Consider the following 20,285-nt stretch of genomic DNA (forward strand, 5'->3'; position numbering starts at 1 on the left):
TCCTATTTATCAATTAAAAATTTTTGACGCACTGAAATTTAGCTTTAATATTTAATCACCATATTCTTCAAGCTCCGCTAACTTTTGATTAAGTAGTATAGCCAACTCATCTTCATTGAGACTTTCATAAGGATTGACAATCTCACTAGATTCATTTGATTTTATCTCAAAATCAACAGAATCTGCTAACACTTCTTTCTGCAAATAAATGTTGAGACTCGCAATATTAGGATAATCAAAGATTATAGATGTAGGTAAAGTACAAGCTAAATTACTTTGCAGCCGATTTTTAAATTCTAGTACCATTAACGAGTTTAAACCCAACTCTAAAAATGAGGTGTGGTGAGGAATCACACTACTAGCAGATAATCCGGTAACTTCGCGTAAAATTTGCTCAATTCCTTGCGATAAATTTTCTGCTCGCTCATCTATAGATACAGACTTTAATCGTTCTAATAATTTTGCCTCTTTGCTATCTGCTTTAGTTGTAATTACTTCGGCAAAGAATGGTTGATTAATGTTAAAAGCTTGATTAAAAGTAGACCAATCAATATCAAGAATAATTCCTTGATCAACGTCGCTGAGAATTAAGTCACTGAGATATTTGATAGCGGTATCAGAAGGCATACTGTGAATACCCCAATTAGCAAAACGTTGTTTTTCAATTTTATTCCCTGTATCCCATGCGCCCCACTTGATACTAATACCTGGTAATCCTAAACTTTGTCGTTGCTGTATTAAAGCATCCATAAAAGCATTAGCAGCAGCGTAACTACTTTGTCCCGGTGAACCTAGAATTACAGCAGCAGAAGAAAAGGCTATGAAAAAGTCTAAAGATAGATTGCGGGTGTAGCGGTCTAATAATAAAGTGCCTTCCACTTTGGGACGCATAACATTTTGATATTTTTCCCAATTTTGATTAGTTAAAAGCCCATCATCAAGGACAGCTGCCGCGTGAATGACTCCGCGTAAGGGGGGTAAATCCGCGCCAAAACGGGAGAATAGCTGTTCCGTATCTGCGGCTGAGGTAATATCAGCATTGACAATTGTAATCTGTGTACCATTTTTAGTTAATGAGGCGATCGCTTCTGGTTGAGATTTGACATGGCGACTACACAAAACCAAATGGCTAGATCCCATTTGTGATAACCACTGAGCCATGAGCAAGCCAAGTTTACCCAAACCACCTGTAATTAAATAAGCTCCCTCTTTGCTAACTAATTGCTGTTTTTGGGCTGCGGGAATTGTTGCAGATACTAACCTTGCTCCATAACGGTTTCCTCGGCGTAAAGCTAGGCGTGACTCACTGCCTGATGTATGAAATTCGTTGAACAAAAATTCAGCTTCATGAGATTCTACAATTGCTGGTAAATCTAAACATACACAACGAATTTGGGGATATTCATGATTAATTACTGCTCCTAATCCCCAAAGCGGAGATTGTTCCGGTTGCAAATAAGTTTCAGATAAAACTCGATTCGCACCACGAGTTACTAACCATAAATCAGGTAATTTTTTCATATTACTAGTAATAGTTTGAATTAAATACAATACAGCATTACAACTCTTGTAAACTGTATCTGCACTTGCTTCATTAGGTACAGTTTCCCAAGCAAAAATCACACCCGTAGGAAATTCACCCGATGGATATGCTTCTTGATATAAACGTTGAAAATCAGATTTCCGAGATGGATTGATGACAAAACTTTCTAGAGAATGACGTTTATAATCATCACTAAGTTCTACAGTAATAACTCTTTCTCCAGCTTTTTGCAATAAATTAATCGACTGATACAAAGCTGTGCTAGGACGTACAAACACTAACCATGAATGTTGAGAGTTTCCTGTAATAGTTGAAACTGAATCAAGCTTTTGCCATTGCACCTGGTAAAAACAATTATTTTCAGTTTCTTGCCATAAACGTTGTAAAACTGCTGGATTAATCCGCCGTGCTGTTAAGTCTGTAAACCGAGCGCAAAGCTGTTCTTGCTCATCATAAACCTCTACATCTACACAGATTTCACCATCAATCTGAGATTTAATCTCAATGTGCGTCCAAGCTTGAGTACCAGGATTGCCAAATAATTCTAGAGAAGAGAAACCATAAGGTAAATGCAATTCCTGACCGTGAATTTCTGGGAAAGCCGCGCCAATACTTTGTAAACAAGCATCTAAAAGCACAGGATGCAAACAATATCGCCGATCTACCAAACTGCGATCGATACTAATTTTAGCCTGAGAACTACTGCTAAAATACCTGAGTTCTTGAATAGCCTGAAAACGCTGACCATAGCTAATTCCCATCTGCTCATAAAACTCATAAAATCTGGCTAGATCTACAGATTCCCTTCTTTCATCCTTTGCGTCTCTGCGTCTGTGTGTGAGCTTTTCATGTCTTTCATTAACGTTAATCTCACCCGTAACATGAAGTACCCAACTATCTTTTGCTGAATCACTACTAAATATCTCAAAACTATAGCCAGACGACTTCTTAGACTTAAAAATCAGTTGCAATTTAGTTTGAGATTGAGATAAAACTAACCCCTGATGAATAGCAACATTTTGAATAATCGCCAAATCATCAGTAAATATTTGCCGACTAGCTACTAAAATCGTTTCAATAAAACCCGTAGCCGGAAACAAGATTTTTCCAAATACCTTGTGTCCTTCCAGATAATCTGGATACTCAGAACTTATCTCTCCTTCAACAATAATTTCTCCTGTAGCTAGCTTTTTAACCTCATGAATAAAAGGATGCAGTTTAGTCTTAATATCACTTACAAAAAATTGTGGATTTGATAACCAATAACGTTCTCGTTGAAACGGATAAGTAGGTAAAAGAACCCGCTGGACTTGCTTAAATACCTCTGTCCATTCTATAGAATAACCATTAACAAAAAGTGTTGCTAAACTTCTGTACATCTGGGCTTGTTCATCTTGTCCAGGTACAATGCTGGGTAGCCATAATATTTCTTTGCTTTGAGAATTTAGCCGCGCCATACCTAATAACACAGGCTTTGGTCCTAACTCCAAAAAATGGCGATAACCACTGTCAATTAACAATTTAAATCCTTGACCAAAATGTACAGTATTGCGAAGATGGCGCAGCCAATAATCGGCAGTAGCAATTTCTTTGCCAATTGGTTTACCTGTGACATTACTAATAATATTCAGGCTTGGTTCATGGAAAGAAACTTGCTGTAACATCTTAGCAAAATCATCAAGGATTGGCTCCATTAAAGGAGAATGAAAAGCATGAGATACTGCCAAACGTCTAGTTTTATAACCTTGCTCCATAAATGATTTCTCTAGTTGTTCAACAATTTCACTCAAGCCAGAAATAACATTAATTGCACCATTATCTGCGGCAATATTTACTTGATTTCCATAGGGAGTCAGATGATCGGCTACTGTTTGATAATCAGCATAAATTGCTGCCATTGCTCCATTATGCGGTAGTTCTCCCATCAAGCGACCGCGTTGAACAACTAACTGCAAAGCATCTTCTAAAGAAAAGACTCCTGCTAAACAAGCGGCGACATATTCACCAATACTGTGTCCTAAAAGGGCAGCAGGTTGTATTCCCCAAGATTGCCATAATTTCGCAAGTGCGTATTCCAGTGAAAACAGGGCTGGTTGTGTGATTTGAGTCTGTTCTAGCTGTTCACTATTTTGCAATTGAAAAATTAAACCTAAGAGCGACTTTCCTAAAATAGGTTGCAGAATGTTGTCACAAAGTTCCAGAGTATTTTTAAAGACGGGTTCTTGGTTGTAAAGAGTTTGTCCCATCCCTGAATATTGAGAACCTTGTCCTGAAAATAGGAAAACTACTTTTGTTTGAGTTTCTGATGTAATTGGAGTAATTAAATTATCAGAATCTTCACCTTTTTGGAAATCAGCAAGTGCTTTTTCGGCTGTAGTATTTGAGTCAGCCAAGACACACAATCGATGCCGGAAAATAGCCCTTCCTGTACTGGCAGTAAAACAAGTATCTGCGAAATTCACAGATTCATTTAAAGCGTATTGATAATTTTTTGCTAATTCTTTGAGAGATTTTTGAGAACGAGCCGAAAGCGGCAGGAGGTAAAATTTCTGCTCAGATGGCTGTGGAGAATTAGATGCAATTTCTCCAACAATAATATGAGCATTAGTACCACTAAATCCAAAAGAACTTACTCCAGCAATGCGTTCTCGTTGGCTAGGATGCCAGTTTTTTCCATGTACTGGAACTTCAAAAATCTGAGAACTCCAATCAAAACGGGGGTTGGGTTGTTGAAAGTGAAGATGGGGAGGAATTTTGTGATGTTGTAGGGCTAAAACAGTTTTAATTAACCCAGCAATTCCGGCTGCTCCTTCTAAATGTCCTAAATTAGTTTTGACAGAACCAATAATTAAAGGTCGATTTTGGAGACGTTTGCCAAATACCGCAGCCATACTTTCTAATTCAATCGGATCGCCTAAAGCTGTCCCAGTACCATGAGCTTCGATAAAATCTATTTGCTCTGGGTTGAGTTTCGCCGCCTTTAATGCTTGATGTAATAATTTTTCTTGAGCATCACCATTAGGTACAGTCAAACCACTACTTGGTCCATCGTGATTTACGGCTGTACTATGAACTTTAGCTAAAATGCGATCGCCACTTTTAACGGCTTGACTCAACCGCTTGAGAACAATCATCCCGCAGCCTTCGCCCCGTACCATACCATTAGCACTCGCATCAAAAGTCTTGCAACGTCCATCAGGTGCAAGCATATGGGCGCGACTTTCAATTAAGGAAATTACCGGAGTTAAAATTATATTCACACCACCTGCTAAGGCAATGTCACACTCACCATTACGCAAAGCATTGCAAGCTAGATGTACTGCTACTAAAGAAGAAGAACAAGCAGTATCAACTGTCATTGATGGTCCCTGTAAGCCCAGTACATACGAAATACGACCGGCAGCTACACTCAGAGAAGTGCCAGAACCAGTATAGGCGTTAATTGCTTCTGGTGCGTAACTCAACTGGGCATAGTCTTGAGTCATCGCCCCCACAAAAACCCCTGTTTGAGTGTTGCGTAACTTTTGGGGGTTTTGCCCAGCAGATTCTAAGGCTTGCCAAGTTGTTTCTAATAGTAGGCGTTGCTGAGGATCGATGGCGACTGCTTCGCGGGGGACAATGCCAAAGAATTCGGCATCAAATTGATCTATTTGCTCTAGAAATGCTCCGTAAGGAGAATAGATTTTTCCTGGTGTATCTGGATCGGGATGATACCATGCTTGCATATCCCAGCGATCGCTGGGAATTTCTCTGACTGCATCTTTCCCCTGTTCTAAAAGTTGCCAGAATGATTCCAAATCATTCGCACCGCCAGGAAATCGACAAGCCATCCCTACAATCACAATTGGATCTTCTTCCTGTTGCGGTTTTTCGGGGGTATATTTTTCAATTTGGATTTGGGGAACTTCTTGTATTAGTTGTTGTACAGGAGTTTGCACCTCAGAGGTAACTAAAATTTCCCGCAGGAGATAATCTGCTAAAGTTTCCACATTGGGAAACCGAAAAGCGATTGTTGTGGGTAGAGAGCAATTAAAATCTGTTTGCAGAAGATTGCGAAGTTCTGTGGAAGTGAGAGAATCCATCCCCATGTCAAAAAAGCCTTGTTGGGGAGATACTTCATGAGTTGATAGTCCTAATACAGTGCAAACTCGCAAACTAATTTGGCGGATAAGTAAATCACGACGCTGTTTTACAGGTATGGTTTGCCACTGTTCTAAAAGATTGGATGCAGTTTGAGATTTAGGTTTGATTTGGGGTAAGAAGTTTTGATAAAAGCTTTGATTAATGTATGGAAAACGTTGCCAATCAATAGCAATTACACCAGCACGTACAATTTGATTAAACAGAATTTTTTCTAGAGTATTGAGTGCTAAATCTGGTGCGATCGCATCATAACCTTTGGCTGCTAATCTTTCTAAGACATTGCGATCGACTGCTGCACCGATTTCGCTCCACGGCCCCCAGTTGATGACTGTAGCTGGTAAATTGTGTGCATGACGATAATAGGTAAAGGCATCTTCAAAGGCATTCGCAGCCGCAGCATTAGCTTGTCCCGCCGAACCAATGAGCGACACAGCAGAGGTATAACAAACAAAGAAATCTAAGGTATCGTTCAGGGTTAGTTGATGCAGTAGCCAAGTTCCTTTCACCTTGGGGGCGAGAACATAGTTGAAACGTTCTGGTGTCAGTCGCAGTAATGTTGTATCGTCTAAAGTGCCAGCGATGTGGAAAATTCCTCGCAACGGATATTGCGATCGGCATTCTTCTAGTAGGGCGTGCAGTTTCTCGGCATCTGTGACATCAACATCTTTAATTTGGATGTCTTCGTTAATGGATTGCAGACTTGCTAGAATTTCAGGATTGAGAGCTTTTGCACCACTGCGACTGCACAATACTAAATGGCACGCGCCATGTTCTATCATCCATCGGGCAGTGGCTAAACCTAATCCGCCTGTACCACCAGAAATTAGATAAAAGCCATCTTGACGGAAATTGATGTTTCCATCTGCTAATTTGCGCTCTACCAAACGCGGACAGAAGCGTTGTTCGCCCCGCAAAGCGACGCGGTTTTCTTGGGTGTTGTTGTGGATTTCTCTAAATAATTTTTCTCCTAAATCTTGTGCATGAGGATCTAAATCAATCGCTCTAAAATTTAGTTCGGGATGCTCTAGAACTAAGCTTAAAGCCATTCCTAATAAGGAAGATTGGGCTGGAGAAGTTAAGGTTGTGATTTCTTTTGCTGGTACAGACCCTTGAGTAACAAGAATGAGCGCGGGGGGGTTTTCTTGTTGTAATAATGCCTGAAGTAGAAATAGAAAACGTCTACAATGAATTTCTACAGCTTGATAAATTTCGCCTTCTATTTCTTGTAATGACCAGAGGTAGATGATTTCACGGGTTTCTGGTGTTATCAGGTTTTGTAATAGTGATAGGTAATCGTCGGGGTTATCGGGGTTAATGTCTTGAGGGGAGATGAGGGAACAAGTAATTCCTCGCTGTTGGAATGGGGTGATTAAACTGCGAGCAATTCCGTTAGTGTCAGCAAAGATTATTTCGCGCCAAGACACAGAGGTGCATAGAGAAGGAAGGCTGCTTTTGGCGATGATTACGCTTTGTTGTAATAGGTTCCGTGTCTTTGGATTGGTTGGTTCGATGATGTTAATTTCTGTAAATTGATGCTTGGCGAGTAGGTTTTGCCAATGTTCTGTATCTACTAATGGATAACCATTGCGGTGCGGATCTTGACTGCATAACCACCATCCTTCTGTTAACCCAAAGGTTAAATCTACCCAAGGACGCGCTCCGGTACTTTCTAATAGTATGAGTATGGCATTAGGAGCTAGTAAAGAACGGACATTATTAAGGGTTTCATTAATATCTGCTGTGGCATGAAGGACGTTAGCAGCAATAATAATATCAAAATAACTAGGTAGAAATCCTTGAGAAATGGGGGCTTTTTCTATATCTAAAGTTTGATATTTAATGAAGGGATAATTACTGAAATTTTCTTTGGCTCTGGTTAAAAAGCTAGAAGAAATATCGGTAAATGTGTATTCAATTTGTTCTGGAGGTAAATGTGGTAAAATTGCTGCGGTACTTGAGCCTGTTCCCCCTCCAATTTCGAGGATGCGTAACTGTCGATTTGTTGGTAAATTTGCTACTACAGTTTTAATTGTGGCTGCGACTAGTTCATTCATCAACTTAGCACCAGCCGCATCAGAATATACAGATGCGATCGCATTCAAATCGCCTTGGGGAAATAGTAATTCTAATGGCTCAATTTGGCGGCGCATTACCGCAGCTAAAGCCGAACCACAACGTTCTATCAAATTAATTTCTGCAAGGTAATCAGGAAATTCCCTACGTAGTTGTTGAATTGGTAATTGAGATGAAGATATAACAGGTTCTTTTGCTAATAACCATCCATCTTTTTGCTGAGTAATTATTCCTTCTTCAGCTAGAATTGCTAAACACCGCGACAATAAAGGACGATAAAAATCAACAACTCCACCTTGAGTAGCAATCTGTTCTTCTGGATAAATTTGACCTAATTGGGGTTGCCAGTTAAGCTCTTTTAAACCTTCCCATATATAACTTACGCTTAAAGTTTCCATTTCTTCAAGCAAGCGTTCATATTGGTACAATTTTTCAGCTAATTGCTGTTCTAATTGCTGGGGTTGAACTAGAGTTTTAATGGCATCAGGGTTTAGTAAATAATCTCTACCATCAGGTAACAATGATGCTAAAGTAATCCACTCCTCTATGTAAGATTGTGGTTGGATTTGATGGCGGATAATTTCTTGACTTTGAACTGATTTAAGTTCAAATCCTGTAATTGCTACTAGTAACTCACCTTGTTCTGAATAAATATCAATATTAGAGATAATATAGTTATTAGAATTTTTAGTTAGTCGAGCTGCACTGATGACACTAGCACCTGGAGCCTTGAAGAATTGAAATTTAGCAATGCGGACTGGGACATAAGTTACAGATGATTCTTGCTGAAATAAAATTGCAGCGATCGCCTGAAAACAAGCATCCAACATTACTGGATGAAACTTATATTTTTCGGCTTCTAGACACTGAATTTGTGTTAACTTGATTTTAGCAAATGCACTATTTTTGCCACGTTGAAGCTTATTAATGATCTGGAAGCTACTGCCGTAATTAACTCCTGATTTTTGATATCTTTCATAAAATGAATTAATTTCCATCTGCTCTGGACAGTTAGCAGCTATTTGTTCTAGATTTTGGCGATTTGCATCTAGTATATTTAAACTATCAATTCCCCCGGTAACAAGTACATCCCAATTATTATTACTTTGCTGATATATTTGAAAACAATTTTGTTCAATAATTAACTGTAATGTATCCTCTTGTTCTTGCAGCAATAGTGCTTTTTGAAATTCGATATTTTCTAAAATTACAGCTTGGCTTTGTGCCGCTGCTAACGCCATTTCAATAAAAGCTGCACCAGGAAATATCGGTTTATCAAAAACTTGATGTTCTGTTAAAAATTCTGGGTTGTTCTGACTAATACTAGCTCGATATTGAATAGAAGAGAGGGGAGAGGGGAAGCGATCGCCTAATAAAGGGTGTCCAGAGCGATTTGATTTAATAGCATCTACCCAGTAGCGTTTGCGAATAAAAGGAGAACTGGGCAAACTAATTTTTTGTCCTGAGCAAGAGCGATGGAATTCTTGCCAATTAATATTTACTCCTCTTACATATAGTTCAGCTATGACTGTTTGGATTTGCTGATAATTACTGCAATCTTTTGCTAAACTACATAAGCAAAGGATTTCTTTTGCTGGTAATTTACTATGAACGATATTATTTATGGGCTGATTTCCAATCTCTAGAAATATTTGATAGCCCATCTGATGTAAGGTAAAAATCCCTTTTTCAATATTGTCTAGGTGATGTAGCTGTTGCAACCAGTAAGCAGCAGTTTTAATATAATTATTAGCAACCTCACCATTATTAGAAATTAAAGTGAGTTGTGGATTACGATAAGAAACTTCTTCAGCTACTTTTTGAAAAGCTAAAAATTCTTTTTCTCCACTTTGCTCGCTAAATAAATGAACGCGAGTTGCCACTAATTTAACTGCATCTCCAATCGAAAAAATTCCAGCTTGTTGAGCAGCAATATATTCGCCTAAACCATTTCCTAAAATTGCAGAAGGGCGGATTCCCCAAGATTTCCAGAGTTCACAAAGAGCATATTGCAGCGCAAATAATGTTGGGTGAACATATAAAGGATCGTTTATATCTTGATTGTTATCAAGTAAGTCTTCTATAGAGAAATTTAAATAGTTTTGAAATAGGCGATCGCATTGCATCAAAGCATCACGAAATACAGGCTCATTTACAAAAAGCTCTTTCCCCATCGCCGGAAATATAGTTCTTGCATCATTGCAAACAAAAGCGATTTTAGTATTTACTCGTACCTCACCGTAAATGATATTAGCTTCTCGGTCATTACCATTAACAAAAGCTCGAAGTTGTTCTTTAAAACTAGCAGTATTGGAAACTAATAAAGTTAATCGCTGTTTATGATGAAAACGACCTGTATTTACAGAAAAGGCGATATCAGTTAAGTTAACTTCCGGTTTTTGGTCAATATAATTAACAAAGTTAGCAGCCAACAGACGCAATCGTTCTTCATCTTTAGCAGACAGAGTTACCAGTACAGGAAATGTTGTTTTAGTTGAGGATTGTACTTGCGGAGGTTCACTCAATATTGCATGAGCATTTGTTCCCGATGCTCCAAAAGAACTGACTCCAGCCGCTTTTATCTTGCCATTGCCTTGAGTCCAGGGGCGAGTCTGTGTCACCACGTGCAGAGGTATGCTATCCCAATTAATGTGAGGATTTGGTTTTTGGAAATTGAGATGTGCCGGAATTTCGCCATGATAGATAGATAATATAGTCTTGATCAAGCCAGAAATCCCCGCCGCCGCCGCTAGATGACCAAGATTTGTTTTGACAGAACCGATTAACAAAGGTTGGGATGGAGAGCGATTGACACATAAAGCATCAGCGATCGCTTTAATTTCAATCGGATCTCCTAAAGATGTACCCGTACCGTGAGCCTCGACATAATCAATAGCATTGGCACTTAGACGAGCATCAGCTAAAGCATCACGAATTAAATCTGTCTGCATAGGTCCATTAGGAACAGTAAAACCGCCACTGGCACCATCGTTATTGACAGATGTTCCTCGAATTAACGCCCAAATGCGATCACTATCTGCTAAGGCTTCACTCAACCTTTTTAAAACAACAACTCCGCAACCTTCACCAATCCCAAATCCGTCAGCACTTTCGTCAAAGGTTTTGCACCTACCGTCAGCAGCTAACATCTGATTTCTGCACAAGGCGATCGGCACTTCCGGGGTGAGAATTAGGTTTACTCCCCCCACCAAAGCTTGCCGACATTCCTGGGAGCGCAAAGAACGGCAAGCTAAATGCACTGCTACCAGTGAAGAAGAACAAGCCGTATCGATAGCCAAACTAGGGCCATTGAGATTCAAAAGATAAGAAATGCGTCCAGCAGCAGCATTTATATGGTTGCCAGAGATATGATAAGCCCCTATTGTGCTATAATCTCCTCCCGGTGCAATCAGACGAGCATAATCATTGTTTGTGATGCCAATAAAAACACCGGTTTTGCCGATTCTGGCAGTAGGCGCAGCCATACCAGCATCTTCTAACGCCTCATAGCCAACTTCTAAAAGTAACCGTTGCTGAGGATCGATATGCAAAGCTTCTCTCGGTGCAATCCCAAAAAAGTGCGCGTCAAACATCGACACGTCATTGAGAAAACCGCCTTGAGATACATAGATTTTGCCGGGTTTACTACGATCTGAGTCATAAAAATCAGACACATTCCAGCGATCGCTAGGTACATCTGTGAGCGTATTACCACCAGCTTTGAGAAAAGACCAAAAAGCTTCAGGAGTGGAAATATTTTTACCAAAACGACAACCCAAACCCACAACCGCAATCGGTTCGCTTTGTTGAGCTTCAACAGCTTTTAATCTCTCCTTCGCTTCATTTAGCGCCTTAAACACCCTAGCTTGGACAGACTTATCGTTACTTATCTCCAACTCCATCTTTTCTCCTTCCCCTCTTCCTCTGCGTCTACCTAAGTTTGCTTAACGAGGGTTCCCCTAGCACCGCAACTTCTCTCTGCGTGAGCTAAAAAATCAAGAATTACCTAAAAAAGCCTCTAAATCTGCAAGCTCTTGTAAAAATAAATCCTGATCAACCTCCTCCTGAATAGGAACAACATTTACAGAAGCATTAACCTGCCAACTAAACACCTGTTCCACTAAATAATCAACTAATCTTCTAATGTTAGGAAAATCAAATATCAAAGAAGCAGGTAAAGCCACTTCCAATCCTTTCTCTAAACGATTTTTTAATTCAATCGAAAGCAAAGAATCAATCCCCATTTCTAAAAATCCTTGTTCGGTATCTGGTATCTGTTTATTTCCTAAAATTGTCCCTACTTGTTTGCCAATATATTCAAACAAATGTTGCCGACGTTCTCCTGGTGGAATTTCTTCTAGAAAACGACGTGTAGAGATTGACTGTTGAATTCCTTTAACTGAATTTTTGTATTCTCCTAATTTTTCAAAAATTGGTTTATTGCCTTTAGATTGATAAATATTTTTGAATCGCACCCAATCTACATCAGCTAGTAAGATTTGTGTTTTTCCAGATTCCATAATAGCGGTCATTGCTGCAAAAGCTTTATCTAAAGCAATTTCTTTCATACCAATTTGTTTGAGCCAATCTTCATAATCTTGAGAAACTATGCCATTTCCAGCTAATAATGCCCAATTCAAACTAGTAGCTGGTAATTTTTGAAGATGACGTAAATGAGCTAAAGCATCCATAAAATGACTAGCAGTATCGTATAAACCTTGCTCTTTAGCTCCCCAAATTGCACCTGCGGTAGAGAACAAAACAAAGTAGTCTAATTGAGTTGCTAAAGATAACTGATGCAAATTCCAAGAACCGCGAACTTTTGCCTGAAAAACTTCTGCAATATCATCTAATGTACATTCGCTTAATTTAGCTTTGCGTCCTGACACTCCGGCAAGATGGAAAATACCCCGGAGCGGATCAGATATTTTTTGAATTTTGGTAAAGATGCGTGACATTTGCTCAAAATCTCCCACATCTGCTTGACAAACTTCTACAGTTGCTCCCTTTTGTTCTAAAGTCTTGATATTTTGAATTATTTCCCCAAATTCTGCTTGTGAATCCCACTCTGCTCGTAGTGGAAATTGACGACGTGTAGTCAAAATGAGGTGTTTTGCGCCCAAATCAACCAGATGGCGAGCAAGTTGTAATCCTAGATGACCAATACCTCCTGTAATCAAATAAGTAGCTTGAGCTTGGATAGTGACTGGTTTTGTAGGTAGAGATTCCAGTGGGGAAAGACGCGCAACGTAAGCTTGACCTTTGCGGAACATCAGATGATCTTCGGTGACAGAGTTAGTCAATCCTGAGAGTAAAGCAACAAGATTTTGAGCAATATCGGCGTGGGGACAGAGGTCTATCATTCCCCCCCATAGTTCTGGTTCTTCTAGCCCCATCACGCGCCCCAACGCCCAAAGCGGAGACTGAGTAACAAAAGATGGCTGCTCTAATCGAAAGGGTTGACCACCTTGGGTAACGAGGAATAATTTGGGAGGATGAGGTATTTTTTTAATCGCCTGGAGAAGATTTAAAAGATGGTGACAGCGATTGAATAAAGTAGACTCATACTGATCGCCCTCACCACCATTCACAAGATAAATAATTCCACGCCAACAGAGAGATGAAGCCAGCCGTGTTTCTAGCTCAGAGCTATTTTCTAAATTGGCGATCGCACAAGATCCACAATCTTTGCTTAGTTGCTGTTGAATTGCTAGAGCTAGATTATCTGTTTCACTATCGGTAAAAATTAGCCAATTACCCGAAATATCGCTGCTTTTTTCGGCATTTTGGGCAACAATAATACTTTGCTGAAATAAAGGACTGCCAATTTTTTCGTCAGGAGAAATAAATTCAGCTTGAGCAAAACCAGATTCTCGGAGAATAGATTGCCAAGTAGATGCTGCAATAATGGGATGATCTGAGCGTAAATCGCGATCGCTAAAACGCCACCAACCTTGAGTCACGCCAAATATTAAATCAATCCACCGGGACTGATGAGTAAGTTCTAGGAGTAACAAGTGTCCTCCAGGACGCAGTAAACCTCGAATATGGGGTAAGGTTTCTCCTTGTAAATCCCGCGTAGAATGCAATACATTTGCTGCAATAATTAGATCGTAAGAACCGGGTAAAAAACCTTGAATTTCGGGGTCTTTTTCTATGTCCAAAACTTTGTATTCTATGAAAGAATGAGCAAAAGTATCTTTGGCAGTCTCTAGAAAGAATGGCGAGATATCAGTAAATGTGTAGTTAATTTGACGAGAAGCACAAGCTTGGAGAATTTGATGGGTAGTAGCTCCAGTTCCCGCACCAATTTCTAGAATTCGGATTGGTTCTAATGGAGAATAGTTTGATAATAAAAGCTCTACTGTTTTAGAGATACTAAGGTTGAGAACTTTTGCCCAAGATGTGTTTTTATAAAACTCTGCTACTCCAATTTGCCCGTCTTGAGCAAATAAGATGGATAAAGGAGAAATCTTCCCGGTAATTATGGCTGCAAGATTGACCGCAACTCGCTTAAACAGCGTTAATTCTATGGAAGCATTTGGATACTGAACAATCAAATCATCTACTGTTAAATCAGAGTGAGATTGTTGCGGTTCACTGATGATTTTCCAGCCCAAACCCTGCTTTTCTAGAAAGCCTGTTTGTGCCAATATTTTTAAGCAGTGCTGCCATAGTAATCTATACTCCTCTTTAATGCCAGCCTGACGTAAACTATTTTCTGGAGAGAGGATAGTATTTATTTGCCATAATCCCAAATCTTTTAACGTTTTCACAATAAAGTTGGCACTAAGTTCTTCCATTTGGGAAAAAGCTAGAGAAACTCCTGTAAATTGTGTAGATTTGATTTGTTCTGACAAATAAGAGCCTAAATCAGTTTGAATTATTTCTAAATTCTCTAATTTCTTAGCTGATAAAAGATGAGGTAGCCACTCTAACTGATAAAGTAAGTTATCAAAATTAGAATTACCTGTGTCTTGATGATGTAGCTGAATTAATTGTTGAACAATTGCCGATAAAGTTTGTTTTTCAGCTTCAGAATAATTCCCAGTTTCTATTAGAGTCTGGATCAAATTGTTTGTATCTTTTTGAGACAACATCTTGACAACAGCAGATTCCTTGGCAGTTTGGAATTGAGTTTTTAAGGGAATCCAATGTTGACGTTGCTGAAAAGGATAAGTTGGTAAAGCACATCTTTTAGGTTGGTAATCTTTTTCAAGTCCAAACCAATCTATATTTGCACCACGTACATAAAGTTTACCTAGACTTTCTAGTAGAACTTCCCAATCAGAAAATCCTGAGCGTAAACTCGGTAATATTAGAGGGTTAGATAAAGATATCGATGACTGAATAATGCCTAAAAGAACAGGTTGTGGTCCAATTTCGATAAAACTATCACATCCAAGAGATTCTAGAGACACAACTCCTTGATAAAATTGCACAGGATGCAGCAAATGTTGAATCCAATAATCAGGAGTAACAATACTGTCATCTGCAATTTCTCCTGTCAGGTTAGAGATAATAGGAATTTGGGGTTTAGCAAAATCAATTTCTTGCAGGGTATTTTTAAATTCTCCACATACGGGTGCTATTAATGGTGAATGAAAAGCATGAGAAACCTTTAATTGGCGAACTTTTACTCCAGCGTTAATAAAGTGTTCGCTAAGTTGTTGAATGATTGTTTGTTCGCCGGAAATTACTGTATGTTGTTTTGCATTGATTGCTGCGATCGCAACTTTTATCCCCTGATTTTTACACAATTGCCGCACAGATGTTTCATCCAGAAAAACGGCAGCCATCGCTCCTTGCTCTGCGGGTAATCCACCAATTAAATTTGCTCTTTGTACGACCAGTTTTAAACCACTTTCAATATCAAAAACTCCTGCAAAACAAGCAGCCGCATACTCGCCCAAGCTATGCCCTAAAACAGCAGTAGGCTCAATGCCCCAAAAACGCCATAATTGAGCTAGTGCTACTTCGACAACAAATAAAGCTGGTTGGGTATAAGATGTATGATTTAAAGCTACATCAGAATTAGCAAAGATGACTTGCAGTAAAGATCTACCTGTTAGTTCTTGATATATTGTTTCACATTGGTCTAAAGTTCGCCGGAAAGTTGGTTGGGTTTGATAGAGTTGGTTAGCCATTCCCAGATACTGAGAACCCTGTCCTGTGAACAAAAAGGCAATTTTGGGAGGCTGCTTTTCATCAACTTGAGCGTGAATTACTGACTCTATATTTTGTTGTCCAAACTGATGTAATTTAGTAACAAAATCATCAATTTGGCAACCAGTCACCGCTAAACGATTCTGGAAATGAACTCGGCTAGTATTGGCTGTGAATACTATATCGGAGATATCGCTGGCGGGATGATTTTGAAGAAATTCTGCATAGCTTTTTGCTAAATCTACCAAAGCCTGTTCTGTTCTGGCAGAAAGTGTGAGTAAATGGTGGGGACGCTTGATGTCATTGGACTGGGGAATAATGGCGGGCGCTTCTTCCAGCACCACATGAGCATTCACGCCACCAATTCCTAAAGAGTTAACCCCAGCGCGTCGAGGCAACTCCTTGCCATCTTCTTGCTTTGCAGTCCAGGGTATGGCTGCGGTATTGACATAAAAAGGAGTCTGGGAAAAATCAATCTGGGGGTTGGGAGTATTGAAGTGTAAAGTCGGGGGAATAATTTGATGTTTGAGAGCCAAAGCAGCTTTGATTAGACCAACAATACCAGAAGCAATTTGCATATGCCCGATATTGGTCTTCACCGATCCCAAAGCACACTCTCCCTGATTTGCAGTGCTATATGCTCTAGCCAAAGCATCGATTTCGATAGGATCTCCCAGTTTTGTACCTGTGCCATGAGCTTCTACAAAGCCAATGGTATCAGCTTCGACTCCGGCAAAGGCTAGTGCTTCGGCTGCTACTAAAGTTTGACCTTCTCCTCCAGGAGCTGTAAATCCTAGCTTTCTACCGCCATCGTTATTGATGGCAGATCCCTTAATCACAGCGTAGATATGATCGTTATCTGCTAGAGCGTCTTTTAATCTCTTGAGCAAAACAACTCCAACCCCACTGCCAAAAATAGTACCATTCGCTTGGGCATCAAAGGCGCGACAATGCCCATCAGGAGATACAATCAAACCTTCTTGATACAAATAACCAATCTTTTGGGGAGAGTTGATAGAAGCAGCTCCAGCCAAAGCCATGTCACTTTCACCGTTCAACAGACTTTGACAGGCTAGATGCACAACTACTAGTCCAGTGGAACAGGCTGTTTGGACATTCACACTAGGTCCACGCAGGTTCAATTTATAGGAAATCCGTGTAGTCAAATAGTCTTTATCGTTAGCCACCATCGTTTGAAACCCTCCCATCGAATCTAATGTGAAGGGTTGTAACTCGTCGTTGGCATCTAATTGACCGCGATACGGATAGCAATTATTAATAAAATAGGTGTTCATGCTTGCCCCAGCAAACATCCCGATCGCTCCCTCATAGGAGTTAGGATTATAGCCAGCGTTTTCTAAACACTCCCAGCTACATTGCAGCAGTAAACGTTGCTGGGGATCGAGTAATTCTGCTTCTCGGTCTGTGTATCCAAAAAACTCATTATCAAAGGATTCTACCTTGTCGAGAATCGGTCTAGCTTTGACATAGTTAGGCTGCTGGAAAAGTTCAGGAGCAACCCCCGACTCTAGTAGTTCTTCTTCAGAAAAGAAGGATATTGTTTCGACTCCGTTTTTGAGATTTTCCCAAAAACTATCTATGTTGTTAGCTCCAGGAAATCGACCTGCCATACCAATAATAGCAATATCATGAGTGTCCTGATGGCGACGCGAACGATTTTCGGCGCGTTTTCGACTTTTTTCTGCTATAATATTTGTGGTATTAGATTCTTCAGTTAAGAAATGGGCTAATGTGGCAACTGTAGAATTTTTAAATATTTCAGTTAGAGGTATCTGGCGACCAAAAATTTTTTCTAATTGGTTTCGGACACGAATTAGGTGTAGAGAATTCCCTCCTAATTCAAAGAAGTTATCCTGTATACCTACTGAATCAAGTTGTAAAATCTCACACCAAACTGCTGCTATTTGGCGTTCATTTTCAGACTGTGGTAAGCTGGCGTTTTTTTGGCGATCGCTCGCTAAATATTCATTGATTGCTTGGATGCGATCACTAAATAATCCCTGTTCAAAATCTTTTTTTAATTTAGCTTTTTGAACCTTACCAATAGATGTTTTGGGAATTAACTCAGCCGCCAAAGGAATCACATAAGCAGGCGCAATTCCTACTTTCTGTGTTAAATGCCTGCGAATTTGTCTGAATACTTTTACTGCATTATCAATATTATTTGATTCTGGACTAAAAATAATAACTAATAAATCTGTTTCTCTGTTTTGGTCGAAAACTGCAAAGGCAGCCGTATAGGAAATAGCTACACCATCTAATTCTTCTATCGCTGTTTCAATTTCATGGGCGAAGTAGTTAATACCGTTAATAATAATTTCTTGTTTCTCTCTACCAGTAATAACTAATTCACCATTGTGTAGATAACCTAAATCTCCAGTAGTAAACCAACCTCCATCTTGAAAAACTTCTTGGTTAAGATCGGGATTATTATAATATCCTTCAGTTACAGAAGGTCCTTTAATCTGAAGTCGTCCAACTTCGTTTTCTGGCAAAATATTATTCTCTTGGTCAATAATTCTAATAGTAGCTCCAGGAATAGGGCGACCTAGAGAGACAAAACTATTTTCTTCTATCAATTCATCTTTGCTTAAACCTGCTGACCAAGTAATTCCAGAACAAGATTCAGTCATCCCGAATGCTGGTTTAATTACTCTATCCCGCAATTTATGTTTTTCTAGAATTTCTAAAAACAAGCGAATAGTTTTGACCGAAACTTGCTCTCCGGCATTAACTAAAAATTTGATTGAGGAGAGGTCATAACAAGATTGGTTAAGTTCTTCAGTATGCTGATTAATTAAGGAGAATGCAAAGTTGGGAGACCAAGAGATAGTAGCTTGATACTTTTGAATTAGTCCTAACCATTTGAGTGGTTGACGTAAAATTAATTCAATTGGCACATGGATTTGATGACAAGCCAAATCCACAGCCATAATTCCTAAAAATACTATTGCCCCTACATGGTCTAAGGGCATCCAATTTAGGGTAACTTCTTGTCGTGTAAAATTATTCATCCGCACTGTACCGACGGACATAGATAAAAGGTTGCGATGATGCAACATCACTCCCTTGGGTAGGCCTGTACTACCAGAAGTAAATAGTAATAATGCTGGATCTAATGGTGTAAGATGAGGTAATTCATGAGCCGACAGTTGGTTTGATAGAGATTGATTACTTCGTAATTTATCTATAGATACTACCCGCAATTCCTTTAAATGAGATTGAGTAGTTAATTTTTCTATTTTGCTAATTAATTCACAATCCGTTAATATAATAGGCTTCTCTAAAATCTGCCAGACATTTTCAAGTTTTTTAACTGCGGCATTTTGTATATCATAATTGGGAGCGATGCTCAAAGGTGCAGGTATAATCCCACCTAAAAAACAAGCCCAAAGTGCAGGAATAAAATCTTGATTTCTCCCAATTTGTAATATGGCTTTATCTCCTAATTTAAGTCCGCGTCGATAAAGCCCATCTAAAATAATCAGAGCATCATTATATAAATCTTTATAAGTCTGAAAATATTGACTTTCGTCACTTCTAATATATGTAATACCTTGACTTTCGTACTTAGCAGCATCACTCAATACTTCTGGAAGAGTCCGCCAGATATCTTCTAATTGTTCACCAAAGAGCATTGCATTATCCTGTTGACGCAGCAGTGTCTCCTGTTCCTCTACACTTTCTTGGAAGTCTATCTGTGTTCCCCCTGCCATTATATGCCCCTATTGCTACCTTTTATACTTTTATTATTTGTCCCACTCTTTTTTGAATTCGGTATCATATTACAAAAATTGATTAACAGCAAACAACCGTACAATTCAAAAAAACAATGTATTCATTTTGATGTTTATAGTCTTCTTATATCTTGCACCTGGAAATTTGATTGTCAATTTCATGACTAAATGCAATCCGGGGCATTCGTTTAAGGTTGAGTAAAAAAAAACACAAAAGTAATTGTAGAAATATTGTTTGAAATGCAATTTGTGCCGCGATGCCCCAATGCGCCAAAATGTAAGCAAAAAGTCAAAAGAAGTAGGGGAGCAGAGGGGAGAGACTGGGACAAAGCTTGTATCCCGTCCCAAGCCAAGCGCCCTGGAAGGGCGGGGCTTCTTACCCATGCTCCGCAACGCTTGTCGCAGAGAGGAAGGGCTTGCTCTCCCTGCTAGAAAGCCCCCTTCCCCTCTGCCTCTTCGGTGAGGGTACAAACCAACGATAAACTCCTAGTGGTCTGTCAAGCAAAAAATTGTGAGTTTGAGGGAAAATAGAGATGTAAGTAGTATTACTTGCTAAACCAATCATTTAATATAGATAAACTTTGTAAATTCTATTCTTAAGT

2 protein-coding genes are annotated in these 20,285 nt (G+C 39.3%); both read right to left on the reverse strand.

The features are described from left to right. Positions 1 to 51 precede the first annotated feature (51 nt). Positions 52 to 11,661 (reverse strand): type I polyketide synthase, encoded by an 11,610-nt coding sequence (locus tag FJR06_RS20550; RefSeq protein WP_168652170.1) that lies wholly within the window; start codon positions 11,659 to 11,661, stop codon positions 52 to 54. 93 nt (positions 11,662 to 11,754) lie between these two features. Then, complete coding sequence (locus FJR06_RS20555; RefSeq protein ID WP_217359802.1) at positions 11,755 to 19,662, reverse strand: type I polyketide synthase; 7,908 nt, start codon at positions 19,660 to 19,662, stop codon at positions 11,755 to 11,757. Positions 19,663 to 20,285 lie beyond the last annotated feature (623 nt).

It is taken from the genome of Dolichospermum sp. UHCC 0352 (assembly GCF_009711925.1).
Taxonomy (GTDB): domain Bacteria; phylum Cyanobacteriota; class Cyanobacteriia; order Cyanobacteriales; family Nostocaceae; genus Dolichospermum; species Dolichospermum lemmermannii.